26 protein-coding genes, 2 tRNA genes and 1 pseudogene are annotated in these 23,933 nt (G+C 64.6%); 13 read left to right on the top strand and 16 right to left on the bottom strand.

Features of this window, described 5'->3' with window-relative positions; genetic code table 11:
• Nucleotides 1-46 precede the first annotated feature (46 nt).
• Nucleotides 47-349: a DUF3297 family protein gene (locus tag C2R25_RS06580; RefSeq protein ID WP_103728390.1), complete on the bottom strand. Its 303-nt coding sequence runs from the start codon at nucleotides 347-349 to the stop codon at nucleotides 47-49.
• A gap of 77 nt (nucleotides 350-426) precedes the next feature.
• On the opposite strand from C2R25_RS06580, the gene C2R25_RS06575 reads away from it, so the two are divergent.
• The 6 genes from C2R25_RS06575 (at nucleotide 427) to C2R25_RS06550 (ending at nucleotide 6,456) form a co-directional block, all read left to right on the top strand.
• Nucleotides 427-501, top strand: a tRNA-Val gene (locus C2R25_RS06575).
• Between the two features lie 195 nt (nucleotides 502-696).
• Nucleotides 697-2,127, top strand: a complete 1,431-nt coding sequence (locus C2R25_RS06570; protein WP_103728618.1) for a hypothetical protein — start codon at nucleotides 697-699, stop codon at nucleotides 2,125-2,127.
• Between the two features lie 65 nt (nucleotides 2,128-2,192).
• Nucleotides 2,193-3,473 carry a serine--tRNA ligase gene (serS, locus tag C2R25_RS06565; protein WP_103728389.1) on the top strand — a complete coding sequence of 427 codons (1,281 nt, stop codon included), beginning with the start codon at nucleotides 2,193-2,195 and terminating at the stop codon, nucleotides 3,471-3,473.
• A 45-nt stretch (nucleotides 3,474-3,518) separates the two neighbouring features.
• Nucleotides 3,519-4,298 carry a 5'/3'-nucleotidase SurE gene (gene surE / locus C2R25_RS06560; protein WP_103728388.1) on the top strand — a complete coding sequence of 260 codons (780 nt, stop codon included), beginning with the start codon at nucleotides 3,519-3,521 and terminating at the stop codon, nucleotides 4,296-4,298.
• The gene (locus tag C2R25_RS06555; protein WP_103728387.1) at nucleotides 4,295-5,413 is read left to right on the top strand and encodes a LysM peptidoglycan-binding domain-containing M23 family metallopeptidase; all 1,119 of its coding nucleotides are present in this window, start codon (nucleotides 4,295-4,297) and stop codon (nucleotides 5,411-5,413) included. The genes surE and C2R25_RS06555 overlap by 4 nt, the downstream gene beginning before the upstream one ends.
• A gap of 5 nt (nucleotides 5,414-5,418) precedes the next feature.
• A complete protein-coding gene (locus C2R25_RS06550; protein ID WP_103728386.1) occupies nucleotides 5,419-6,456 on the top strand; it encodes a TrkA family potassium uptake protein in 1,038 nt (345 codons plus the stop codon).
• A gap of 3 nt (nucleotides 6,457-6,459) precedes the next feature.
• Here the strand turns inward: C2R25_RS06550 and C2R25_RS06545 are convergent, their stop codons facing one another.
• Complete coding sequence (locus C2R25_RS06545; RefSeq protein ID WP_103728385.1) at nucleotides 6,460-6,852, bottom strand: DUF1761 domain-containing protein; 393 nt, start codon at nucleotides 6,850-6,852, stop codon at nucleotides 6,460-6,462.
• A gap of 141 nt (nucleotides 6,853-6,993) precedes the next feature.
• Here C2R25_RS06545 and rimO point away from each other — a divergent pair, with 141 nt between their 5' ends.
• The 3 genes from rimO to C2R25_RS06530 all read left to right on the top strand — a co-directional run bounded on the left by rimO (nucleotide 6,994) and on the right by C2R25_RS06530 (nucleotide 10,131).
• A complete protein-coding gene (gene rimO / locus C2R25_RS06540; protein ID WP_103728384.1) occupies nucleotides 6,994-8,373 on the top strand; it encodes a 30S ribosomal protein S12 methylthiotransferase RimO in 1,380 nt (459 codons plus the stop codon).
• Between the two features lie 423 nt (nucleotides 8,374-8,796).
• Nucleotides 8,797-9,558, top strand: a complete 762-nt coding sequence (locus tag C2R25_RS06535; protein WP_103728383.1) for a molybdopterin-binding protein — start codon at nucleotides 8,797-8,799, stop codon at nucleotides 9,556-9,558.
• Between the two features lie 30 nt (nucleotides 9,559-9,588).
• Nucleotides 9,589-10,131: a hypothetical protein gene (locus C2R25_RS06530; protein ID WP_233203790.1), complete on the top strand. Its 543-nt coding sequence runs from the start codon at nucleotides 9,589-9,591 to the stop codon at nucleotides 10,129-10,131.
• Between the two features lies 1 nt (nucleotide 10,132).
• Here the strand turns inward: C2R25_RS06530 and C2R25_RS06525 are convergent, their stop codons facing one another.
• The 7 genes from C2R25_RS06525 to C2R25_RS06495 all read right to left on the bottom strand — a co-directional run bounded on the left by C2R25_RS06525 (nucleotide 10,133) and on the right by C2R25_RS06495 (nucleotide 15,323).
• Entirely contained in the window at nucleotides 10,133-10,981 is an 849-nt protein-coding gene (locus C2R25_RS06525; protein ID WP_103728381.1) for a TauD/TfdA family dioxygenase, read from the bottom strand.
• A 174-nt stretch (nucleotides 10,982-11,155) separates the two neighbouring features.
• Nucleotides 11,156-11,857 carry a 50S ribosomal protein L1 gene (gene rplA, locus C2R25_RS06520; RefSeq protein WP_103728380.1) on the bottom strand — a complete coding sequence of 234 codons (702 nt, stop codon included), beginning with the start codon at nucleotides 11,855-11,857 and terminating at the stop codon, nucleotides 11,156-11,158.
• A gap of 4 nt (nucleotides 11,858-11,861) precedes the next feature.
• Nucleotides 11,862-12,293, bottom strand: a complete 432-nt coding sequence (rplK, locus tag C2R25_RS06515; RefSeq protein WP_103728379.1) for a 50S ribosomal protein L11 — start codon at nucleotides 12,291-12,293, stop codon at nucleotides 11,862-11,864.
• Between the two features lie 298 nt (nucleotides 12,294-12,591).
• The gene (gene nusG / locus C2R25_RS06510) at nucleotides 12,592-13,128 is read right to left on the bottom strand and encodes a transcription termination/antitermination protein NusG (RefSeq protein WP_103728378.1); all 537 of its coding nucleotides are present in this window, start codon (nucleotides 13,126-13,128) and stop codon (nucleotides 12,592-12,594) included.
• A 28-nt stretch (nucleotides 13,129-13,156) separates the two neighbouring features.
• Nucleotides 13,157-13,351, bottom strand: coding sequence for a preprotein translocase subunit SecE (gene secE / locus C2R25_RS06505; protein WP_103728377.1), 195 nt, complete (start codon nucleotides 13,349-13,351; stop codon nucleotides 13,157-13,159).
• 126 nt (nucleotides 13,352-13,477) lie between these two features.
• Nucleotides 13,478-15,004, bottom strand: coding sequence for a hypothetical protein (locus C2R25_RS06500; protein ID WP_103728376.1), 1,527 nt, complete (start codon nucleotides 15,002-15,004; stop codon nucleotides 13,478-13,480).
• Nucleotides 15,005-15,247: 243 nt separating this feature from the next.
• A tRNA-Trp gene (locus C2R25_RS06495) sits at nucleotides 15,248-15,323 on the bottom strand.
• Between the two features lie 161 nt (nucleotides 15,324-15,484).
• Here C2R25_RS06495 and aat point away from each other — a divergent pair.
• Nucleotides 15,485-16,261, top strand: coding sequence for a leucyl/phenylalanyl-tRNA--protein transferase (aat, locus tag C2R25_RS06490; protein WP_369825697.1), 777 nt, complete (start codon nucleotides 15,485-15,487; stop codon nucleotides 16,259-16,261).
• 35 nt (nucleotides 16,262-16,296) lie between these two features.
• Here the strand turns inward: aat and C2R25_RS20895 are convergent.
• The 4 genes and pseudogenes from C2R25_RS20895 to C2R25_RS06470 form a co-directional block, all read right to left on the bottom strand.
• A pseudogene (locus tag C2R25_RS20895) lies at nucleotides 16,297-16,479 on the bottom strand (DUF2155 domain-containing protein); the annotation flags it as partial.
• A gap of 242 nt (nucleotides 16,480-16,721) precedes the next feature.
• Nucleotides 16,722-17,129, bottom strand: a complete 408-nt coding sequence (locus C2R25_RS06480) for an NADH:ubiquinone oxidoreductase subunit NDUFA12 (protein ID WP_103728375.1) — start codon at nucleotides 17,127-17,129, stop codon at nucleotides 16,722-16,724.
• An 89-nt stretch (nucleotides 17,130-17,218) separates the two neighbouring features.
• Complete coding sequence (locus tag C2R25_RS06475) at nucleotides 17,219-17,710, bottom strand: DUF192 domain-containing protein (protein ID WP_103728374.1); 492 nt, start codon at nucleotides 17,708-17,710, stop codon at nucleotides 17,219-17,221.
• Nucleotides 17,711-18,283 (bottom strand): regulatory protein RecX, encoded by a 573-nt coding sequence (locus C2R25_RS06470; protein ID WP_103728373.1) that lies wholly within the window; start codon nucleotides 18,281-18,283, stop codon nucleotides 17,711-17,713. It abuts the gene before it with no gap.
• A 150-nt stretch (nucleotides 18,284-18,433) separates the two neighbouring features.
• On the opposite strand from C2R25_RS06470, the gene C2R25_RS06465 reads away from it, so the two are divergent.
• The 3 genes from C2R25_RS06465 to C2R25_RS06455 all read left to right on the top strand — a co-directional run bounded on the left by C2R25_RS06465 (nucleotide 18,434) and on the right by C2R25_RS06455 (nucleotide 21,333).
• On the top strand, nucleotides 18,434-20,194 hold the full coding sequence (locus C2R25_RS06465; protein WP_103728372.1) for a fatty acyl-AMP ligase: 1,761 nt from the start codon (nucleotides 18,434-18,436) through the stop codon (nucleotides 20,192-20,194).
• Between the two features lie 82 nt (nucleotides 20,195-20,276).
• Nucleotides 20,277-20,831, top strand: coding sequence for a hypothetical protein (locus tag C2R25_RS06460; RefSeq protein WP_103728371.1), 555 nt, complete (start codon nucleotides 20,277-20,279; stop codon nucleotides 20,829-20,831).
• 13 nt (nucleotides 20,832-20,844) lie between these two features.
• A complete protein-coding gene (locus C2R25_RS06455; RefSeq protein ID WP_103728370.1) occupies nucleotides 20,845-21,333 on the top strand; it encodes a DUF421 domain-containing protein in 489 nt (162 codons plus the stop codon).
• Here C2R25_RS06455 and C2R25_RS06450 read toward each other — a convergent pair.
• From C2R25_RS06450 to C2R25_RS06440, 3 genes are all read right to left on the bottom strand, one after another.
• Nucleotides 21,303-22,556 carry an MFS transporter gene (locus tag C2R25_RS06450; protein ID WP_233203788.1) on the bottom strand — a complete coding sequence of 418 codons (1,254 nt, stop codon included), beginning with the start codon at nucleotides 22,554-22,556 and terminating at the stop codon, nucleotides 21,303-21,305. The two genes, C2R25_RS06455 and C2R25_RS06450, sit on opposite strands and share 31 nt — an antisense overlap.
• A 75-nt stretch (nucleotides 22,557-22,631) precedes the next feature.
• Nucleotides 22,632-23,084 (bottom strand): DUF2721 domain-containing protein, encoded by a 453-nt coding sequence (locus C2R25_RS06445; protein WP_233203787.1) that lies wholly within the window; start codon nucleotides 23,082-23,084, stop codon nucleotides 22,632-22,634.
• 6 nt (nucleotides 23,085-23,090) lie between these two features.
• Entirely contained in the window at nucleotides 23,091-23,927 is an 837-nt protein-coding gene (locus C2R25_RS06440; RefSeq protein ID WP_103728369.1) for a class I mannose-6-phosphate isomerase, read from the bottom strand.
• Nucleotides 23,928-23,933: the final 6 nt, after the last annotated feature.

Below are 23,933 nucleotides of genomic sequence, written 5' to 3'. Positions count from 1 at the left end.
AGGATGCGCGCTCCCTCTCGGCGGCGCGCCTCCTCCGGCGAATGGCTCAATCCTTCTTTGCCACCGGGGCGCCTTCGCCCAGGTCCTCGTACCAGGCTTCGACCGGACCCGAGAGCTTGATCGTCAGCGGGTTACCGTGGCGATCCATCGCCTTTCCGGCCTGCACGCGCACCCAACCCTCGGAAATGCAATATTCCTCGATGTTGGTGCGCACAGTGCCCTTGAAGCGGATACCAATGCCGCGCTGCAGCTTGTCCTGATCGAAGAACGGGCTGCGCGGGTTGATCGCGAGGTGATCCGGCGGCACGTCAGGGCCGGCGGTTTCGGGCGTGGTGGTCTCTTCAGTCATGCCCCCGCGATTTATATTGCATTCCCCGCTTGTCAATTCGATCCGGCCTGTCTAAAGGCGCGCTTCCGCAACGAAGCGGGCGCGTAGCTCAGCGGTAGAGCACACCCTTCACACGGGTGGGGTCACAGGTTCAATCCCTGTCGCGCCCACCATCCCACCGGGATGGTCCTTCGAAAAACCTCAATATCATTCTGCACACTGATTTGCGTGCCGGGCGCCTGCCTGCGCGGTTAACGGGAAATTAGGTCCGTTTCGTACAGGAACGCCGCGACTTCTGGAGGCGGGACGGCTCTTCGATGCTTATGGAACGGGTAACACGGGACTCCCGCACCGGCGAAGCTCCAGGCGTGCGCCCCCTTCATCTGCTGCTCTTCCTCGTCACGGCAATCGCGCTTCGCATCGCCACGTTCGGCGACCCCAATCTCCATGTGGACGAGAGCTTCTATCAGACCGTCGGTATTGCCATGCACGAAGGAGCGGTTCCCTATGTCGATGTATGGGATCGCAAGCCCTGGGGCCTGTTCTTCCTCTATTACCTGATCGCCTTCATCTCCTACAGCCCGATCGCCTACCAGGTGATCGCCACGATCTTCGCGGCTGCGACGGCGTGGGTCATCGCCCGGCTGGCGAGCGCTTGGAGCACCACCCGTGCCGGCCTCCTCGCCGGAATGGCGTACCTTCTGTGGCTCACCGAACTGCAAGGCTTCGGAGGGCAGACCCCGATCTTCTACAACCTGTTCATCGCGACGGCCGCGCTGCTCGTCTTCAGCGCCCGCGACCGCCTGCTTCGGGGGCAGGCCCCGCCCAGCGTCGTCGTGGCCATGGCGCTGGCCGGCGTCGCCATAACGATCAAACAGACAGCCGTGTTCGAGGCGAGCTTCCTCGGCCTCTACGCCTCGGCCCGCCTGCTTCGCTCACCCATGCCGCGGAGCCTCGTCTGGAGACCTGTTCTCCTGTGGGCGGCGATCGGCGCTGCCCCCACGCTGGCGATCGCGGGCTGGTATGCTGCGGAGGGGTACTGGGGGATCTACTGGCATGCGATGTATACGGCGAGCGCGAACAGGCCGATGTTCCTGTACCCGACGACGATGCGCTTTCTCATCACGTTCGTCATTCTTGCTCCTCTGCTGGTGGTGGCCACCCTGTCGCTGGCGGACTGGAAAGGCGAGAGCCGTCGCTTCGTCACGGGCTGGATCGCCGCAGCCGTCATCGGGCTGGTCTTCGTGCCCAACTTCTACATGCATTACTCGCTGCCTCTTCTCGTCCCTCTGAGCGCAGCCACTGCGGTGTTCCTTGCCCGCCCGGTCTTCGGCCAGATTGCGATGGCCGGTCTGGCGGCCTATTCGGTCTGCACGTTCGACCCCCTCGACGCACGGCGAACGCAGCAATCGATCGACGCGTTCGCGGAACTGGCGGACGTGATCCGCGCGCACGACGACGGCAGCCTGCTCTTCGTGGTGGACGGTCCTCCGCAGCTCTACACGTTGACCGGGCACGCCTTCCCGACCCCGCTGGTATTCCCGCATCATCTGGGCGACGCGAACGAGAAGGATCTCAGCCATCTTTCCACGCTGGGTGAGACACGCCGCGTACTGGCGCAACGGCCCGGCATCGTCGTCACGCCGGACAAACCGCGCGAGGGGCCTCCCAACATGGAGGTGCTCGACACCGTTTATGCCTATGTGCGGAAGAATTGCCGGCGGGTCGCAAACATCGAGACGCCCGACGCGCTCACCACGGCGCGCATGGATGTCTGGGCCGACTGCCGAAAGCGTTGATCTGCGGCGCAGATCGCATGTTCCCGCGCTTGCGCGGGTCAATGCGAAAAGGCATAGCCCGCGCCATGCACGACATCCGCCAGATCCGCGAAAATCCCGCAGCCTTCGACGCCGGCCTCGCCCGCCGGGGCGTTGCGCCCGTCTCCGCCAGCATCATCGCTCTTGATGAGCAGCGGCGTGCCGTCGCCACTCGCATGCAGGAGGGGCAGAACCGCCGCAACGAAGCCTCGAAGGCGATCGGTAAGGCCATGGGTCAGGGCGATACGGAGACCGCGGAAGCGCTGAAGGCGGAAGTCGCGCAGCTCAAGGGCAGCCTCCCTGCACTTGAGGCGGAGGAAAAGGATCTCACCGCCCGGCTGCAGGACGCGCTGGCGGGCCTGCCCAACATTCCGGTAGACGAGGTCCCCGACGGCGAGGACGAGGCGCAGAACGTGGAAGTGGCGCGCTGGGGCACACCGCGTGAGTTCGCCTTCACCCCCCGTGAACATACCGACATCGGCCCTGCCCTTGGCCTCGACTTCGAAACGGGCGCCCTGCTTTCAGGCGCTCGCTTCACATTCCTCAAGGGCCAGATGGCGCGCCTGCACCGCGCTCTCGCGCAGTTCATGCTCGACACGCAGACCACGGCGAACGGCTTCATGGAATGCGCCGTGCCGCTGCTGGTAAAGGACGATGCGGTATTCGGGACGGGGCAACTTCCCAAGTTCTCGGAAGACCTGTTCCGCACCACTGACGGCCGCTGGCTGATTCCCACGGCTGAAGTGTCCCTGACCAACGCCGTGCGCGAGCAGATCCTTGCGCCGGAGGCGCTGCCGCTGCGCATGACCGCGCTCACCCCGTGCTTCCGTTCCGAAGCCGGTGCCGCAGGCCGCGATACGCGGGGATTCATTCGGCAGCACCAGTTCGAGAAGGTCGAACTCGTCACCGTCTGCAAGCCGGAAGAGAGCGAGGCCGAGCACGAGCGCATGGTGGCGGCGGCGGAGGGAATCCTGCAGGCGCTCCACCTGCCGTACCGCAAGGTGCTGCTCTGCGCCGGCGACATGGGGGCGACCGCGCGCAAGACTTTCGACCTTGAGGTCTGGCTGCCCGGCCAGGGCGCCTACCGCGAAATCAGTTCGATTTCCAACTGCGGTGACTATCAGGCACGCCGCATGAACGCGCGCTTCAAGCCCGAAGGTTCGAAAAAGACGGAGTTCGTGCACACGCTCAACGGTTCAGGGCTGGCCGTCGGCCGCACGCTCGTAGCGGTACTTGAGAATTATCAGCAGGAAGATGGCTCCGTCCTTGTGCCGGAAGCCTTGAAGCCGTGGATGGGCGGCATCGGCACGCTGGAAGTGCCCGCCTGACCGCCTCGGGTCATCGCAGGCAATTGGCAAGGAAAGACAGACACAGTGCGTATCCTCCTCACCAATGACGACGGCATCAACGCGCCCGGCCTCTACGTCCTGGAAAAGATCGCGGCGCAGCTTTCGGACGACATCTGGATCTGCGCGCCCAGCGAGGAACAGTCTGGTGCCGGGCATTCGCTGACCCTCAACCGGCCGGTCCGTCTGCGCAAGCACGCCGAACGTCGCTTTTCCGTGACCGGCACGCCGACAGATGCGGTGACGATGGGCCTGCGCAAGGTTCTGCCCGAGCCGCCGGATCTCATCCTTTCCGGCGTCAATCGCGGCGCAAACCTCGGCGACGACGTGACGTATTCGGGCACTGTCTCGGCGGCGCTGGAAGGTGCGCTGGCGGGTGTGCGCTCGATCGCGTTGAGCCAGGTCCCCGTGCGCGAGAGCATCGGGGACGGCGTGGACTTCTCCGCTGCCGAGGAATGGGGCGCACGGGTGCTGCGCCCGCTGCTGGACCAGCCGTTCGCGCCGCGCACGCTGGTCAACGTCAACTTCCCGCCCCTGCCGGCCAGCCAGGTCAAAGGCATCCGCGTGGTTCGTCAGGGCTTCCACGACTATGCCCGCGGCTCGCTCGTCGAAGGGGTGGATCCGCGCGGTTTTCCCTACTTCTGGTTCGGTTTACAGGGTATCGAGCATACACCCGCTCACAACACGGACCTGGAAGCGATCGCCGAGGGACACATTTCAGTGACGCCACTTCATCTTGATCTCACGCACGACGCGTCGCTCAAGGCCATGGCCGAACGCTTCGCACAGGAACGCGCGACCTCGTGAGGCGGGCTGTCGTTCTGGCGGCAGCTCTTGCCGCTTTCCCCAGCCTTGCGGCGTCGCCCGAGAGCGAGACCACGCACGTCGTCGTTTCCGGAGAGACCCTGAACGGCATTGCCAACCGTGCAGGGGTGTCCGCCAGCGCGATCAGCAAGGCGAACGGCCTCAGGGAACCCTACGTGGTGCGGGTGGGCCAGAAGCTGGCGATCCCACGCGCCGCCGCGCCCGCCCGGCCAAGTGCCGCGAAGCCCGCCCGGCCAATCGCCGCGAAGCCCGCCGACGAAGCGCTACCCGCAGCCGCCCAGGCGGCGCGGACCGCTTCCCGCGTGATTGCCGCACGATCGGGTCCGACACGCAGCCCGGAAACGGCAACCGAACATCTGGTCCAGCCCGGCGAGACGCTTGGCGGCATCGCCGCCCGCGCCAAGGTGCCGCGCATCCTCATTGCAGAAGCGAACGGTTTGCAGCCGCCTTATGCCGTGCGCACAGGCCAGACACTGCGTATCCCCCGTACGCGACGCCATGCCGTCAAGGCCGGCGATACGAGCTTCAGCATTTCCATGGACTATGGCGTGCCGTGGGAACAGATCGCCCTGGCCAACAACCTGGAACCGGCGGCGGCGGTGAAAGTGGGGCAGACCCTCCTCATCCCCACCCTGCTCAACCCGCCGGCAAGCGGATCGACGCGCTCGAGCCCCGTGACTGCATCGGACGATGTGCCCGCGCCCGCCGCACGAACGGCTTCGGCACGCTTCGCCTGGCCCCTGACCGGTCCCGTCCGGCGCGGCTATGCAAGCGGCAGCAATTTTCACGACGGCCTCGACATCACGGCGCCGGCGGGAACCATGGTGCGCGCAGCCGGCGCCGGTACGGTCGTCTTTGCGGGCGAGGAGAAAGGCCAGTTCGGCAATCTCGTCGTCATCGATCACGGCAACGGCTGGCACACGGCTTACGGCTTCCTGAGCCGCGTCACGGTGAAGGAAGGCGCCAGCGTGACGGCCGGTGAACGCGTCGGCCTCGTCGGCACGACCGGTCTCGCCAAGGGCAGCGAACTTCACTTCGAAGTGCGGCGAGACGGCAAGCCCGTCGATCCGCGCGGCGAACTTCCCAAGGTACCCTGACCCACATGGCCAGACGTCGCGCGCCTTTGCCTCTCTCGGTGCGAAAGCCCCTCAGACGCGCGATAGACCTGCCGGTCTGGGCCGATCTCGGGCTGCGGCTGGGCGGTGCTCTCGCGCTGGTGATGTTCGTCGTCCTCATCCACTGGGTGGACCGGGAGGGCCTGAAGGACACGCACGACGGCTACGTCAGCTTCCTCGACGTCTTCTACTTCACGATGATATCGATAACGACTACCGGCTTCGGCGACATCGCCCCGGTGAGCGACAAGTCGCGGCTGATCGAAGCCGTCATCGTCACCCCCATCCGCTTCGCCGTGATCTTCATCTTCGTGGGAACGGCGTACAACTACTTCATCAAGCATAGCTGGGAGAGCTGGCGCATGAAGCGCATCCAGGAGCGCCTTTCCGATCACGTGGTCGTGCTGGGCTATGGAGTGAGCGGCTCCGAAGCCGTGCGGGAACTGATCGAGCGTGGCACGGACCCGGCCTGCATTGTCGTTGTCGACCCGTCGCCCGCCCGCCTCCAGCAGGCCGAGCGGATGGGCTGCAACGTCCTTGAAGGCGACGCCACCCGGGACGAAACTCTCGCCTCAGTGCGCATCGAGCGCGCGCGCACGATTCTCGTCTCCGCGGGGCGGGACGATACAACGATCCTCATCCTCCTGACCGCTCGCCACCTCGCGCCCGGGGTTCCCATCACCGCCGTAATCCGGGCCGACGACAACGAAGTGCTTGCCGTCCAGGCCGGAGCCGACAACGTCATCAACCCCGTTCGCTTTACGGGGCTGCTGCTTGCCGGCTCCGCCCAGGGCAAGCATATCGCGGAGTACATGTCGGACCTGGCCTCGGTCAGCGGGCGGGTGCAACTGGTGGAACGCGAAGTGCTGCCTGAGGAAATCGGACATTCACTCGACGATATCCGCACCGGCAAGGGTGTACGGATCTACAGGGGACAGGCCGCCTACGGCTTCTGGGAACCGGAGACTCACGCACTGCAGCCGGGCGACGTGGTGGTCGAGGTCACCTCCACGCAGGAGCGTTGAGCCTCAGCCCAGCGCCCAGAAGACGATGCCCATCCCAAGATACGAGACGATCCAGAACAGGCAATCGATGACCCGGCGCAGCGGTTCGACGCGATTATGCACATGCGTGATCCAGACCGCCGGCACCACGAAGGCGAGCGCGACGCCGCCGCTTTGCATGAAATAGAGCCAGGGCTTCACCGCCAGGGTCTCGCTTCCGATGCGCGCGAAGCTGTGGCCAAGCATGGTCGCCCCGATGAGGAAGACGATGATCGCGGTCGCGTAGTTTCCCGCAAGCTCGGCTTTCCCGGGAACGATCTGGCGTCCTCCCTGAGAAGGCCGTCCGGTGCGGAGCGCCCCGATCAACACCCCTACTGCTGCTGCCAGAACCACGGCCAGCCAGTTTACGGCCCCCATGTCTCTCTCCCTTGGTGACAAGCTCTTGTAACGGCGCCTTACTTGCAGGCTCCGCAGACTTGTGCAAGTTTTGCGAATCATCCGCAAAGCTCGTTTTTCGTGACTCGCGGCCCCAATGCGAGTATCGGGCGCGGCAATCCCATGGCTATAGAACTCCCCTCCCCGCCGAAAGTCGGCATGGTCAGCCTCGGCTGCCCCAAGGCGCTCGTTGATTCCGAGCGTATTCTCACCCGCCTGCGTGCAGACGGCTACGACATGAGCCCCGATTATGCCGGGGCCGACGTCGTGCTCGTCAACACGTGCGGCTTCCTCGATTCCGCCAAGGAGGAAAGCCTCGCCGCGATCGGCGAAGCGATCTCCGAGAATGGCCGTGTGATCGTCACCGGTTGCATGGGCAACGAGGCAGAGGTCATCCGCGCGAAGTTCCCGCAAGTCTTCGCCGTCACCGGCGCGCACCAGTATGAAGCGGTTGTCGAAGCCGTCCATGATGCCGCCCCGCCCGAACTCTCGCCGTACCTGGACCTGATCCCGCAGGCCTATGACGAAGCCGGCGTGAAGCTGACGCCGCGTCACTACGGTTATCTGAAGATCTCAGAGGGCTGCAACCACGCCTGCTCGTTCTGCATCATCCCCAGCCTTCGCGGCAAGCTGGCGAGCCGCCGTATCGACGCGGTGCTGCGTGAGGCCGAAAAGCTGGTGCAGGCGGGCACGCGCGAACTGCTGGTGATCAGCCAGGACACGTCGGCCTATGGTGTCGACGTGCGACACGAAGAGCGCACCTGGAAGAATCACCCGGTACGCACGCACATGACCGATCTCGCCCGTGAACTGGGCCAGTTGAGCGATGCGCAAGGGCGCAAGCCTTGGGTGCGGCTGCACTACGTCTACCCGTACCCCCATGTGGACGCCGTGATCCCGCTCATGGCCGAAGGGCTGCTGACGCCTTACCTCGACATCCCGTTCCAGCATGCCGCGCCTTCGGTGCTGAAATCCATGAAGCGCCCCGCCAACGAGGCCAAGGTGCTGGACCGCATCCACAAGTGGCGCGAGATCTGCCCGGATATCGCCATCCGCTCCAGCTTCGTTGTCGGCTTCCCCGGCGAGACCGAGCAGGACTTCCAGTACCTGCTGGACTGGCTGGACGAAGCACAACTCGATCGCGTCGGCGCTTTTCGCTTCGAGCCGGTCGAGGGCGCTGCGGCGAACACCCTCCCCGATCCCGTGCCTGAAGAGGTGAAGGAAGAGCGTTACGCACGCATCATGGAAAAGACTGCCGCCATCAGCGCCGCAAAACTCCAGGCGAAGGTCGGCCGCGTGCTTCCTGTCATCATCGATGAAGTCGGCGAAGCGGATGAAGATGGTGATGTGGGCGCAACCGGGCGTTCACAGGCGGATGCTCCGGAAATCGATGGCAACGTCTTCCTGCGGGACGCTTCTGGCGTACAAGTCGGTGATATTGTTGACGTTTTCATCGAAGATGCGGATGAGCACGATCTGTATGGAGCAGTGCGCCGCGCGTAACGCTTTCACCACTTGCATGCCTTGCAACTTCGGTAAAGGTTTTCGCGTTTGCGGAAATCAGGGCTGAACTTCATATAGGGCGGGCCTTTCAGGCATCCTCTCCCAAAACTTCTACAGGGCTGGTCTTCGGACCGGCCCTTTTTTTTGCCTATCGCGCATGGCTGCTGGGTCTTTCCCCGTTGCTACGCGCGGCACAACTCCCAGATGACAAGTTGCAAGGCTTGCAACAAAGCTCAATCTTTTCGCATTTGCAGCATGTCGGTCCCCCGGGCATAAGGATCGGGCCTTTCAGGCATCCTCTCCCAAAACTTTTACAGGGCTGGTCCTCGGACCGGCCCTTTCTTTTTGCGTTTTGTCATGGGACCGTATGCCTGGCTGCCGAGGTGACTGGCAGTGGCGGCGTAATTGCCCTAGCGAAACCGAATGGCTTCTTCGCAGCGAATCTTCACCGCCGCCCTCGTCGTCATCGGAGACGAGATCCTGTCTGGCCGCACTCACGACAAGAACATCGCGCAGGTCGCCGCCTGGCTGCAGGTACAAGGCATTCGGCTGAAGGAGGTTCGCGTCGTGGCGGACGAGACCGCCGCGATTGTCGAAGCGGTCAACACGCTGCGTGTGCGCAACGATTATCTTTTTACCACCGGCGGCATCGGGCCCACTCACGACGACATCACGGTGGATGCCATCGCCGAGGCCCTGGGCGTGCCGGTCGTCGTGCACCCCGAAGCCCGCGCCATTCTTGAAGGCTACTATGAGACCCGGGGCGGCCTGACAGAGGCGCGTCTCCGGATGGCGCGCGCGCCGGAAGGATCCAGCCTCATCCCCAACCGCTACACGGGCGCTCCCGGAATCCGCTGCGGCAATATCTTCATCATGGCGGGCGTGCCCAGCATCACCGCCGGGATGCTCGACGCCTTGTCCGGCGAGCTGGAGGGCGGCGCACCGCTGCTGTCCGAAACCGTCGGTTGCTGGGTGGGCGAGAGCGAAGTGGCCGAACTCCTGCGCCAAACGGAGAAGGCCTTCGAAAGCTGCCAGATCGGCTCGTACCCGTTCTGGGGTGAAGGCCGGACCGGCGCCAATTTCGTCATCCGGTCTGTCAGCGCCGAAGACCTTGCGGCCTGCACACGCGCTCTCATCGACGGGTTATCCGCCATGGGTCGAACCGCAGTTCCCGGCGGTATCTGATCGGCCGCCGCTGCGCTGATGGTCACCCCCATGATTCCTGCAGCAACGCCTGCCGCCGCGCCTCCCTTCGCCCCGGCAACGCTGGAGGAGTTCGAAGCGGTCCTGCGCCGTCATGACAGCGCAACTCTGGCGCTGGAGGAATGGTGCGCCCGGCGCGGGCTGGGCCACCCGCCACGGATCACGGCAGAAACGCTCAGCCAGCAGGAGGGCGAGGTGGACCCGGAACTTCGGGCTCGGCTTGCCCTGAACGAAGGCGAAGGCGTGACACAGCGCAACGTGCATCTGCGCTGTGGCCCTCTTGTCCTTTCCGTCGCATGGAACTGGTACGTTTCGGAGCGTCTGACTGCGCCGATGAACGAGGCGCTCCGCTCGTCGGACGTGCCGTTCGGCAAAGTGGTGGCGGCGCTGGACTTCCGGCGCCGGCCGCTTTCGGTCACGGCCGGCCCAGCCCGCGGCTGCCCGGCGGGCACCATATCGACGCATCAGGCGATCCTGGTCCTGCCGGACGGGCGTCCGCTGGCGTACCTGGTGGAATGCTACACGGCGACGAACCTGCGCCCGCCGCCGCGCTGATTCACGCCGCGACCGCCTCGGTTCCCGCGATCGAGGTGCGGTGCATCATGCGGCCGGTCGACTTGTCATAAGGGATGGCCCGGTGCATCGCGCCGGTGTTGTCCCAGATCACAAAGTCACCCTTCGTCCACTTATGACGCAGGGAAAAGGCGGGTTGCGCGGCCCATTCCTGCAGGCGGATGAGCATAGCACGGCCGGCCGGCACCTCCATGCCCACGATGTGATCGGCGGTGGTTCCGATCACCATCGACTTGCGACCGGACTCGTGCGTCCAGACCAGCGGGTGCTCCTTGACAAGCCCGATCCCGAGCACCTTTTCACGGTGCTTTTCCGGGATGGCGTCGGCGATGGGGGAAAGGCTGGCGCGGACCGAGTGGACGGCCTTGAGACCCTCCAGCGCCTGCTTTTCTTCCTCCGACAGCCCTTCGTAGGCGGCGTAGGTGCTGGCAAATTCCGTCTCCCCGCCCTTATCCGGCGCGATGCGGCAGGACAGTAGGGTGGCAAACGGCGGCGGCATGTCCACGGTGATCCCGTCCATATGCCAGAAGAAGGTCCCAAGCACGTATTCGGGCTGCGGGTTGATCTTCTCGTCCAGCGTCACCTGATAGACGTCCTGGTCGGTGCTCTGGACGTTGTTGCGCGCGGTCAGACGCACCTTTTCGCCCATGGCCTCCGTGATGGCGAGCTGCTCTTCGTCCGAGAGGTGAACTTCGGGGAAAACCAGAACTGTGCGCTCTTCCACTTTGGCGCGAATCGCTTGCGCCGCTTCGGGCGTGAAAAGTTCGGTGCGATCGCCCCAGATCACGCGTGACCCTATGTGCTCCTTGATGTCTTCGAAACGAATAGCCATGTGGCCGCCTCTCCCGGCAGGATGCTGAACATGTGTACAGCATCCACCTACAGCCAATTGCGCGGGCAGTAAATGGGCTGGCGGGCCGAGACAAAGACACCGCCGGGGCGGACAAACGAAAAGGGCCGGGAGGTCTCCCTCCCGGCCCTTCAATCCGTTACGTCGGCGCTGAAATCAGGCGCCGGCGATCTCGGTCGTGTCGATCTTCAGGCCCGGGCCCATCGAGGACGAGAGCGAGATCTTGCGAACGTACTTGCCCTTGGCACCCGACGGCTTCGCCTTGACGATCGCGTCGACGAACGCCGTGAAGTTGGTCTTCAGGTCGGCATCCGAGAACGACATCTTGCCGATGCCGGCGTGGATGATGCCCTGCTTCTCGACGCGGAACTCGATCTGGCCGCCCTTGGCGTCCTTCACGGCCTGCGTCACGTTCGGGGTGACGGTGCCCAGCTTCGGGTTCGGCATGAGACCCTTGGGGCCCAGCAGCTTGCCGAGACGGCCGACGACGCCCATCATGTCCGGGGTGGCGATGACGCGGTCGTAGTCGAGGTTGCCCGCCTGCATGTCTTCCATGAGGTCTTCGGCGCCAACCTTGTCCGCACCGGCTGCGAGAGCTTCGGCAGCCTTGTCGCCCTTGGCGAACACGGCGACGCGAACGGTCTTGCCGGTGCCGGCCGGAAGCGAAACCATGCCACGGACCATCTGGTCGGCGTGACGCGGGTCAACGCCCAGGTTCATCGCGACTTCAATGGTCTCGTCGAACTTGGTGGTCTTGACGTCGCGCAGCGTCTGCAGCGCTTCGTCGACACCGTAGAGCTTCATGTTGTCGCCCAGCTTCGCAGCACGGGCCTTCTGGTTCTTGGTCTGCTTGGCCATCTTATCAGCCCTCCACCACTTGGAGGCCCATCGCGCGCGCGGAGCCTTCGATGATCTTCGTCGCCGCTTCGATGTCGTTGGCGTTCAGATCGGGCATCTTGACCTGTGCGATCTCAGCAAGCTGCGAGCGCTTGATCGTTCCGGCCGAAACCTTGCCCGGCTCCTTCGAACCCGACTTCAGTCCGGCGGCCTTCTTGATGAGGAAGGTTGCGGGCGGGGTCTTGGTGACGAAGGTGAAGCTGCGATCCGCGTAGACCGTGATGATGGTCGGGATCGGCATGCCGTTCTCGAGTTCCTGCGTCGCGGCGTTGAACGCCTTGCAGAATTCCATGATGTTCACGCCGCGCTGACCCAGCGCCGGACCGATCGGCGGCGACGGGTTGGCCTTGCCGGCCGGAACCTGCAGCTTGATGTAGCCTGTAATCTTCTTGGCCATGTGGCCGCTCCTTTTCACACTGTCGCGTCGATGACGCCGACGCTCATGCCTAGCGGTGTCACGGGCCCTGAAGCCCTCCCGCAGGGAATCGTCACGGCCAAAGCCGCTCCGAAGGGGGCGCCCCTATACGAAAAGCCCGCTAAAGGGAAGCGCTGGTTTGCAGCCGCGCGCCCCCTTACCGCTTACCGGAGGGGAACCCTGCTGCGAACACGAAAACGCCCTGCACGGCGGCAGGGCGTTTCGACTGGCGCGGCACGCAAGTCCCGTCAGACGCCGAGACCGCGAAAGCGCTGCCGCCTTACTTGCTGAGTTCGACGTGCTCGAACTCCAGCTCGACCGGCGTGGCGCGGCCGAAGATCGACACCGCAACCTTGACGCGGTTCTTGTCGAAGTCGAGTTCTTCGACAATGCCGTTGAAGCTGGCGAACGGGCCGTCCAGCACCTTCACCGAATCGCCGATCTCGTAGTCGATGTTGACGGTCTTGCGCGGCGCGGCGGCGGCAGCTTCGGCCGCGCCGAAGTAGCGCGAAGCCTCGCTCTCGCTGATGGCCTGCGGCTTGCCGTTGTTGCCAAGGAAACCCGTCACCTTCGGCGTGTTCTTCACGAGATGGTAGACGTCATCGTTCAGCGTCAGCTTGGCGAGAACGTAGCCGGGCATGGTCTTCCGCTCGGTCTGGACCTTCTTGCCGCGCTTCACCTCGGTAATGGTTTCCGAGGGAACCTGGACGTCCTCGACGAGCTGCGAGAGGCCGATGCGCTCGGCCTCGGTGATGATGGCTTCCTTAACCTTGTTCTCGAAGCCGGAATAGGCGTGGATGATGTACCAGCGGGCCATGTTGTCTCTTCGTCCTAAGGTCTGGCGATTAAAGGGCCGACAGCAGCGCGCTGACGACCCAGCCGAACAGCGCGTCGATGCCCAGGAAGAACACAGCCAGAAGCACCGTCATCAGGCCCACGAAAATGGCCGTCGTCACCGTCTCCTGGCGAGACGGCCAGTGGACCTTGCGCGCTTCCGCCTGAACCTGGCGCATGAATTCGCCGGGGGTGATCTTGGCCATCTTACGTCGCTCTCTAATATGCCGCTCGGCGCGGAAATTTGCGTGTCTTCCGCCTAGGGGCCATCGCCGCCCCGGCCTTGGCCGGGAGGGGCTGATGAAGTCCGCCTGTCGGGAGGAACCGGGGATTTAGCTTCCGTTGCCCGGATTTGCAAGGTCCACCGAATCCGGGAGCCGGGCAAGAAAGGAGTTGGGCGTCGCATAGACAATCCGGGCGCCGTCCGGGATCGCGATCGGCGCCTTGGTGCCGATGAACCACAAGTAATCGGCGTGGCGCGCCGGCTTGAACTTGCGCAAGTCTATGCGCTGGTTTTCGCCATAGAGGATGCGGTGCGTCGGGTCGTTGAAGCGATAGCGCGTCTCGCGCATCGAGAGCATGTGCACGTCTGGAAGCGCGAAGTTGGAGTTCTCCATCGAACTGCGGCGCACGACGGCATAGCTGCCGAAATGCTCGAACGGGCCGAACAGCCACTGCTGCCGCGGAATTGCCACGGCTGTCGCCACCCGCGCACCTTCGGGCACATGGTCGAGAGCCCCGATCAGTTGGCGCGAGGTCTGCGCGTCCTCGTACCAGACCACCGTGGTCACCGCGATGCGGGCGCTGAACAGGAGCCCCGCCAGCGCAAGGCCCCAGCGCGGCACGGGCCAGTCGATCGCAAGGCACGCAACCAGCAGCGCGGTCGTGCTCAGTCGATAGTCCGCGTAGTCCCCGCCGAAGATCTGACGCGGCACAAGCAGTGTCAGCACGAGCAGGATCAGCGCGGCCCAGCCGACCCGGCCATCAAAGCGCCGGATGATCAGCGCGGCCACGACCACCGCCATCACCAGGCACAGGCTGGTGATGTCGAAGACCTTGTCGTAGCTGCGCATCGCCTTGTAGAGGATCTGCCACTTGTATTCGAGCACGCCCCAGCGGCCGTAGGACACCTTCGTGTTCGCACCGACGCCAAGCAGCATCGGCAGCAGCGGGAAGATCAGCGGCCATGGCTTCAGGAACGGTCGCCAGTCCCTCCACCCGGAACGGCGCGACCATTCGTAGCCGAATACCAGGACGCCCATAACGCCCCACCCCGATACGTGGCAGAGCCAGACCACGAAGCCTGCAGGGATCATCACCGCCCAGCGCCAGGGCCAGTTCCCCAGTCGCACCCAGGCGGCAAAGATGAACAGCGCCACGGCTATGGACAGCGAGTAATTGAGGAATCCCATCAGGAACGAGGGCGACCAGATCATCGCAAAAGCCAGGATCGCACCGACCCCGACCCGCTTCCGCAAGCTCCACTCGACTGCCATGATCGCCATGCCGGTGAGGAACGGAATGACCGCCACGATGAAGCGCCCGGCCGCTTCCAGGCCCAGAATCGGGGTGAGCGGCACCATCAGCAATTCGACGCCGAGGTTGCCGGTCCAGTGCCACTTGAACAGGAAGTAGCGCGTCAGGAACGGATCGTGCCCATGGTCGAGCATGATCTTGTATCCGGCCAGGTGCGACGGATAATCCGTCATCTGCGGCGTCCAGGCTACGATGGCCGGAAGCATGGCGAGGCAGGACAGGACAAAGCCCATCCACACTGCCTCGTGGCGTGTCCGCTTGTACGTCTCGCTGCTCCGGCCGGGACCGGCCTCGACTGTCTCAGGCTGCGCGCTGGCGTGCATGTGCGACTGGATCTTTCCCGCTTTGTCCGTTCGACAACTGTCCGAATCGGCGAACGGGCTCTCCTAGAGCAAGTTTGCCCGCAAATGAATCCCGTGCAGCACCCTCTTCCCGCGCGCGTGCGGCGAAGCGCGTTCCGCACCGCTGCCAAGCCCCGGGCGCGCGGCAGATCCGTCCGGTTGAGCAAGCGCCCGGCGGAGCAGGTGCCCCCCGCTGGGGTAAGCGTCGATTTATCGGAAAAGTGCTGGCAGGAGTGCACGGACTCGAACCGTGGGCCCTCGGTTTTGGAGACCGATGCTCTACCAACTGAGCTACACTCCTGCGGGCTCGGCGGCCTCTAATGGGAGACCGCCAGGATGGCAAGCGGGGATTTTCCAGTCAAACGCAATAGTGCGCGGCTTAGTGCACTGGCGCTCACGTTCTGCTAGCATGATGCCGTGCACGCCCCCCGGTCAAACCCGATCATCGAACCCGAACTGCTGATGCTCGCTTACCGAAGCGGGATATTTCCGATGTCGGACAGCCGCGACGATCCGGAGATCTTCTGGATCGAGCCGCGCCTGCGCGCCATCCTTCCGCTGGACGGACTTCATCTGTCGCAGTCCCTTGCCCGCACCCTGAAGCGCGGGAAGTTCGACGTGACCTGCAACCGCGCCTTCGCCCAGGTGATGGATGCCTGCGCGGCGCCGCGCCGCGGGGAGGCCGACGAGGAAGGCGGCAGCTGGATCAGCCATCGCATCCAGGCGAGTTACGAAAACCTCCACTTCCTAGGCCACGCTCACTCGATCGAGGTGTGGCGCGAAGGCGAACTGGTGGGCGGACTTTACGGTGTCGGCTTTGACCGGGTGTTCTGCGGCGAATCGATGTTCTCGACCGTTAGCGATTCATCGAAGGTAGCACTGTGCTGGCTAGTGGCGGCGCTGCGCCGGGCGGGCGCGACACTGCTGGACTGCCAGTTCCTCACCCCGCACCTCGCCTCGCTCGGGGCTGTCGAGATTCCCCAGAAGCGTTATCTTGCGCTGCTGCAGGCGGCGCAGGCGCACCATTCGGCCGATCACTCCTCGACCGCTGGTTCCTCGACCGGCTCGGGCTCTTCGGGAGTGGGAGTCGGCGCGGGCACCGGCTCCGCCGTCGGCGCCGCCGCGGGCGTGCCACCGTTGCCGGACGCCTTCGCAGCCCTGCTGGACGAAGCCGCTTCCGCCGGGCTTTCCTCTTCGCCCGGGAAGCTCATCGCGCAGCTCTTAACCCAGACGTCATAGACGGGATGCTCGACCACGTTGGCGCCGGGATTGTTCCTAAACAGCCAGCCGGAGAACACCTTGTGCCACGCCAGCTTCTCAGCCGTGGTGCGTCGCTGCTCGACGAAGACCTGCACGAAAGCGCCCTCTTCCTGAGGCCGTTCCCAGGGAAGCGTCTTCTCGCACGTAGCGACCTTCACGACGAGATTGCCGATACGCCGCGATTCGCCCGGCTTCATCACCAGGTTCTGAGTAAGGTTGTTGCGCTTGTTGAGCACGCCCAGCGTGACCACACGGTCCTTGTTGGGCGTTCCGATCTGCTGGCCCTGCGCCGCCTGAGCAGGCGCGGCCTGCATTCCGGCGATGGCGTCCGGCACGCTGGTGTCCTGCACTTCCGGTGCAGGTTCGCTGCCGCAGGCCGCAAGGACCGACAGCAGCGAAAGCGCCGTCGCAATCCTCAAGCGAGCCACGAGGGGAACCCTCAGGCTTCCGGGGACCAGGCTTCGTAGTCGCCCGTCGCGGCGGCGCGGCGGCCACCCCGCTCAAGCGCGCCCTGCGGACGGTACGCCGTTGCCGTGCCAGTGGCGTTGGGGGTGTAATCCACCTCCCAGATGCGCGGCGGCGGCAGATGGCTTTCGGGAACGCCGTCGTACTGGTGGTGCAGCCAGCCATGCCATTCGGCCGGAACGTTGCTGGCATCGTTGGCGCCGGCGTAGATCACCCACCGGCGGTCCAGCCCTTCAGCCGTCTTCACCTTGTCGTTCTTGGAACGATAGTACTTGTTGCCCTGTGAGTCGGTGCCGACATGCTCGCCGTTGCGCGAACTCCAGAGCGAGGTGCCGATGGTGGCGCCGTCCCACCAGGTGAAGATCTTGGACAGGATTCCCATGAGCCGCGCGTTAGCCCCGAACCCCCCTCCAAGGCAAGGGTGAAGAGGGGCCGAAACGCGGCTTCATCCACGAAGCGGGCGGTTTCGCCTCACCAGCGCACCTTGTCGCCAGCCTTGAGGCCCAGCTGGGCGGCACGCCCGCCGTTCAGCTCCAGCACCGCGGCGGCCACGCCGTCGGAACGGAGCGGTGTTTCGTCGTAAGGCACCGCTTCAGGAATGATGTTGAGAATGCGATGGTCGGGACCGATGAAGATGAGGTCGAGCGAGATCACCGTGTTATGCATCCAGAACGATGAGGGGCGCGGCGGCTTGTTGGGGAAGATCATGCCTTCGTTCTCGCCCATCTCGGTGCGGAACATCAGCCCCTTGGCCTGCTGCTCGGTCGTGGAGGCGACTTCCACCTGAAAGGTGTGCGTGCCGTTGGCCGAGGTTACCGTCAGCGGCACCACGGGCAGTCCGGATACGGGATGAACGGCCGGACGTGTGGCCGTCGGCTTCGCCGTCGCTTCATGCCCGGTCTGCGAACAGGCGGCGCAAGCCAGCAGGAGCGACAGAGCGGTGATGGAACGGGTCAGGCGCATTCAACAGTCTCCAAAGTCCGACTCGGCCCACTCCTCGAGGGCGTCGGCGTCATCGCTCTCGACGATCCGGCGCGCGATGTCGAGCGGGTGACCGGCACGCAACATCGCGGCAAGCTGCCGATCGCGCGTTTTCGGGTCGGCCAGGCCACGGCTCGTGGCGAGCGCGAAGGGGCCGAACCGCCTCCGCCGCGCCAGCACGAGCGCCGCGCGGCGCTGGTCCGCGACGGCTGGCCGCGCCTCGACCCGAAGCGCCTCCTCAACACCCGCCTGCCCGAGCGCCTCGCCTACCCGCCGCGCGCCATAGCCGCGCCGCAGCAGGCTCCCGGCCTTCATCCGTGCCCAGGCGGCATCGTCGATGTAGCCGCGCTCGCAGTACCGGGCGATGAGGGCGTCGAGGGGCGGCGCGTCCTCCCCGTCCCAACCCCGTTCCCGCAGCTTGCGCTGCAGATAACCGCGCAACTTGGCTTGCGTCGTGGCGAAACGCGCGACATAGGCCAGCGCCAGTTCCTCGAGGCGGGTGGGATTCAAGGGTGGTGGCCCACTGCGGTGGGAATTGCGACGCTTGTCCGACATGCTGCCCTATTCGTGCCACACTCAGGCAGGATTGGGGAGGGTGCGCGAGACCGCAACGGGACGCAACCATAGCCAACTCCGGTTCACAATGCGCCGGGTAAAAGCGCCGTCTCGTGAGAGTAACGGTATAACTACAACGGGTTAGAACATATGGCCGACACCATCGACGTGGTGCCGAATCTGGGGCAGGCACTCATCCCCACCCCGAACGAAGATACGCAGACGCGCATCTTCGCCGACTTCGCCACATTTGGCGACGCCCTGGATTATGCCGCTGAAGGCAAACGCGGGTTCAACTTCCATGACCCGCGCGGCACGCTGATCCGCGTCTATCCGTTTTCGGAATTACGCACGGACGCGCTGAAGGTTGCGCACGCTCTCGTCGCCCGCGGCGTGAAGAAGGACGACCGGGTCGCGCTCATTGCCGAGACCGGGGTCGATTTCGCGGCGCTGTTCTGCGGCGCCGTCTACGCCGGTGCCTGGCCCGTTCCCCTGCCGCTGCCCACCAGTTTCGGCGGCAAGGACAACTACATTGAACAGCTGGCCGTCCAGCTTTCCAGCTCGGACCCGGTGCTGCTGGTCGGCCCGGACGAGATCGGCGCGATGACCGCCGCCGCCGCCGAACGCCAAGGCTGCGCCCACGCCACCTGGGCGGATTTTGCTGCGAAGGACGCGCCCGAGGTAGAGCTTCCCAAGGCCTCGCCGGACGACATCTGCTATCTGCAGTACTCGTCGGGCTCCACCCGCTTTCCCCATGGCGTCGCGGTCACGCACAGCCAGTTGCTGGCGAACCTCGCCGCCCACAGCCACGGCATGAAGCTTGAACCCGGCGACCGCTGCATATCGTGGCTGCCGTGGTATCACGACATGGGCCTCGTCGGCTGCTTCCTCTCGCTGATCGCCAACCAGGTCTCGGGCGACTACCTCAAGACTGAGGATTTCGCCCGCCGTCCGCTCGCGTGGCTGGACCTGATCACGCGCAACGAGGGCACCTCTGTGTCCTACTCTCCGACCTTCGGCTACGATATCTGCGCCCGCCGCATCTCCAGCCAGAGCCCGGTGAGCGACCGCTTCGACCTGTCGCGCTGGCGCCTGGCCGGCAACGGCGCGGACATGATCCGTCCCGACGTGATGCAGAACTTCGTCAATGCCTTCGCCGACGCGGGCTTCAAGGCAAGCGCGTTCCTGCCCAGCTACGGCCTGGCCGAAGCGACCCTTGCCGTCACCATCATGCCGCCGCGCGAAGGCATCCGCGTCGAACTGGTCGAGGAAGAACGCTTGTCGGGCGCCCCGCGCGACCTCAGCCGCCCTGCCCGCTACCGCGCCATCGTCAACTGCGGAAAGCCGGTGCGCGACATGGAAGTCGTGATCCGGGGCGAGAGTGGCGACACCTTGAGCGATCACCAGATCGGCAAGGTCTGGTGCCGTGGCACCTCGGTCATGCACTCCTACTTCCGCGACCCGGAGGCGACGGCCGCCTGCATGGTCGACGGCTGGCTGGACACGGGTGACATGGGCTACATGGCCGGCGGGTACCTGTTCATCGTCGGCCGCGCCAAGGACATGATCATCATCAACGGCAAGAATCACTGGCCCCAGGACATCGAGTGGGCCGTGGAGCAGTTGCCCGGCTTCAACCATGGCGACATCGCCGCCTTCTCGGTGGAAATGGACAACGGCGAGGAAGCGCCGGCGGTGCTGGTTCACTGCCGCGTCTCCGATCCGGTCAAGCGCGTGGAACTGCGTGACCTGATCCGCGACAAGGTGCGCTCAATCACCGGCATGAACTGCGTGGTGGAACTGGTTCCACCAAAGAGCCTGCCGCGCACCAGTTCGGGCAAGCTCAGCCGTGCCAAGGCCAAGAAGCTCTACCTTTCCGGCGAGATCGAGCCGTTCAAGCTCGCGGCCTGACCGCTCGCCCAAAGCAAGCGTTCAAGGCGGGGTTCCGAAAGGAGCCCCGCCTTTTTCGTGCGCTGGAACAAAGAAGGAAGGCATGGCTTTCTTTCCTGCCATGTCGACCGACAGCACGTCCGTGAAGCCACCGTACGGCATCGACCCCGTACACTGCGAGGTTTCCCCCGCCTCCCGCTGGCGCACACCCTTGGCCGCGCTGGTCTTCCTGGCGGTACTCGGCAGCGCCCTGATGGGCTGGCTGGGCGGCGGTTCGCCCGAAGTGACGGAATACCGCGCGCGTGATGCCAGGGCGGTGATCGAATACGAACCGATCCTGCGCAGCGGCAACTGGTTTGAAACCGTTGTCACCGTGACGCCGGCGGTGGACGTCGAGGATCTTGTCGTCGCCGTCGACGATACGCTCTGGCGCGGGATGAGCATCGACACGCTGGTTCCCGACGCCGAGAGCGCCGAGGCGCTAGACGGTCGTTACGCCTATCACTTCGGGAAAGTGAAGGCCGGTGAAGCCTTCAGACTCAAGATCGACGGGCAAATACAACCACGCGCCCTTCGGACGCTATCCGGTAGCATGGAAATCAGGGACGGCGAACGCCCCCTGCTCGCCGTCCCGGTCAAGGTGACGGTGCTGCCCTGATGGAACCATCCTGATGGAGATCGTGATCCGCGCCTCAGTGATGTTCGTAGTGGTCTATGTGCTGCTGCGGCTGATGGGCAAACGCGAGTTGGGCCAGATGGCGCCATTCGAACTGCTGTCCCTGATCGTGACCGGCGATCTCATCCAGCAGGGCGTGACACACCAGGACTTCTCGCTAACAGGGGCGACGCTGGCGATCTTCACTTTCGCGGCCTGGAGCTTCGTCATGGGCATCGTCTCGCACCGGTTCCCCAAGGCGCGCCGGGGGCTGAAAAGCCGGCCCGTGGTGCTGGTCCGCGATGGGCGCCTGCTGAAGGGCAATCTCGATGAGGAGCGGATCGACGACGCCGAACTCGCCGTCGAGATGCGGCTTGCGGGGCTATCCAGCCTGCGCCAGATAGCCTGGGCCATCCTTGAACCGGAAGGCAAGATCAGCTTCATTCGGAAGGACGATTCCGAACCGGACCAGCGCTATGCGGACGAAGAGACGCTCTCGGCCTGATCCCATCTCGGCATCGGCGGCAGGACCAGGAGCAAGGCCCCGCCCACGACGCAGCCGATCGCGCCCGTCCAGAGAAATGGCTCATATCCGCCCGTCACGTCATAGACTTTTCCCGCCAGCCACGGCCCCAGTCCGGAAGCGAGAGCCACGAGGGCGGACATGACGCCGTAGATCATGCCGAAGTTGCGCAGACCCGCATAGCCTGCGGTGAGGAACGCGGTAATCTGTGTCTTCGATCCGGCCGCATAGCCGTTGATGATCAGCGCTATGATCAGCGCCGGCATCGAATGCAGAAACCAGATCAGCACCACGAAGGTGACGGCCGTGACGCCCATGGTCAGGCTGCCGGTCCAGTTCGGGCGGAAGCGGTCGAGCAAGGCGCCGGTTACGAGTTTTCCCACGATGCCCGCGATCCCGCCCAGCGAAAGGAGCCAGGCTGCTTCCGATCGCGCCACTCCCGCCTCGGTGAGGATGGGGAACAGATGAATGGCCAGCCCGATCGTCATCATCATGACGATGAAGGAGGATAGCGCCACCTGAAGGAGGGCACGGCTTCGCCACGCTTCATGCCTGTGAAGCCCCGGAATGGCGGCGCCCCTTGACTTGTCACCGGCAGGCTGCCGGTCGTGCAAATCGTGCAGGAACAGCCAGCACAGGAGCAGGGTAACGCCTCCCCAGCCAAGGCCGAACCATACGTAGGCGGCTCGCCAGCCGAAGCTTTCGATCAGCATGTTGCCGAGCGGCGGCACCAGGGTCTGGGCGATGGCTGGCCCGGTCACGGCCAGGCCAAGAGCAAGGCCACGCCCCTTGCTGAAGGTTCCGGCCACGGCCGTGGTCCAGATGGTCGACTTAATGGAGGTGAGGATCAGTCCGAAGACGATCCACATCACGATCCACTGCGTCGTCGAACCATTGGCGAAGGCAAACATGCAGGTCGCTGCCATCGTCGTCACGACACCGGGGATGCCGAGCCGCCGCGATCCGAAGCGGTCGATCAGCGCGCCGTAGAAGGGAGACAGAAGCGCGGTCACGGCCGTTGCGATGGCAGGCCCCATCGAGAGCGTGGCACGGTCCCACCCGAAGTCCCGCTCGAGCGGTTCGATGAACAGCCCGGTTGCTGAAATCACGACCGAAAAGAACGAGAAACCGCCACTGCCGCCAGCACTACCGGCCAGCCGCGCTTCCACTCCTGCGATGCACCTGTCTCGCCTGTCGCCATCCATCGTTCTCCCGAGGAGCGAACCTAGGCGAAACGGCGAAAAGTCCAATCGCCGCGACGATGGTGCAGCGGCGCGAAATCAGATCTGCCTGTGAAGCTCCAGATAATCGCTCGGAATACGAAGAGCTTCGGCTGCCACCTGCGTCTCGCGCAGGAACAGCACCAGGGCGAGCAGGAGCAGCACGATGGCCGCAAGAAACGTAATGGCAGCGGCGGTATGCCATTGCAGGCCGCTCAACCCGGAGAGGAAGAGAACGGCCACCGTGATCCCGATCGCGAGAGCCGAGAGCACCATGAGGCGCACGGCATGCGTGATCAGCGTCATGCGCCGGTCCACCAGCCGCAGTTCGCTGACGATCATGTCGTGCTCGATGCCATGCGTACTGCCGTGCCGTTCCTGCAGGTTGCGCGCACGGTCCACCACCCGGCCGAGGCGGCTTGAGAGGATGTTCAGGATATTCCCTATGGCCACCAGAACGAAGACCGGTGTCAGGGCAAGTTGAATGGTCTGGACGATCATGCCGTCAGTCATGCAATCCTATGCGGCGATTGGACAGGCCCTCGCCAGAAGGCAGACGCCCTTATCCGCAAATCGCACGTCCGACAGCCCTGCCGCCAGTGCGCATCCGCCCGGCGCGACAGTGTCGCCGCCGATCTGCACGCTTCCTTGGCGCGGGATCACCAGAAGCGCGTCGGGGTAGCGAGCCGCCACCGCGTCCGAGGGGGCGCCTTCGATCTGGTCCAGGAGGAAGAGAGGACCGTCGACAAGAGTGAGGGATCCATGTTCCGGAACATGCTTGTGCCAGGTGTCCAGCGAGTACGGCTCCCCCCGCGCGACAGCGATGCCCTCCTCCAGATGCAACTCGCGGGGGCGGCCGTAGTCATAGAGCCGGTACGTGATGTCGCTGTTCTGCTGCACTTCGATCAGGCTGACGCCAGCTCCGATCGCATGAACAGTGTTCGCCGGAATGTAAAAGAAGTCACCCGGTGAGACATCGTGCCACGTCATCAGCTGTTCGATCGAGCCGTCGAGCGCTGCGGCGCGCATGGCGTCGCCGCCGATCTCCTGTTCAAAGCCGATCCCCAGCTTCGCCCCGGGCTCCGCGTCGACGATGAGCCAGCATTCCTCCTTGCCCTGAAGGCCCAGCCCCTTGGCGAGCGTCTGCGCATCCGATGGGTGAACCTGCACCGACAGCGCCTCGCTGGTGAAGATGTACTTGACCAGCAGGTCCGGCAGGGCGGCGGGCGGCTCGAACCAGATCTCCCCGATGCGCTTGCCTTCCGGTGCCGCGAACGGCGCAGGCAGGACATCCTTGCCCCAAGGCTTCTCGACCTGGCGAATGGGGAGCGACGCGGGAGGACCATCAACAGGCATCGGCAG

This window comes from Novosphingobium sp. HII-3, assembly GCF_002916655.1.
GTDB classification, from domain to species: domain Bacteria; phylum Pseudomonadota; class Alphaproteobacteria; order Sphingomonadales; family Sphingomonadaceae; genus Novosphingobium; species Novosphingobium panipatense.
This window is presented reverse-complemented; position numbering and strand designations above follow the sequence as displayed.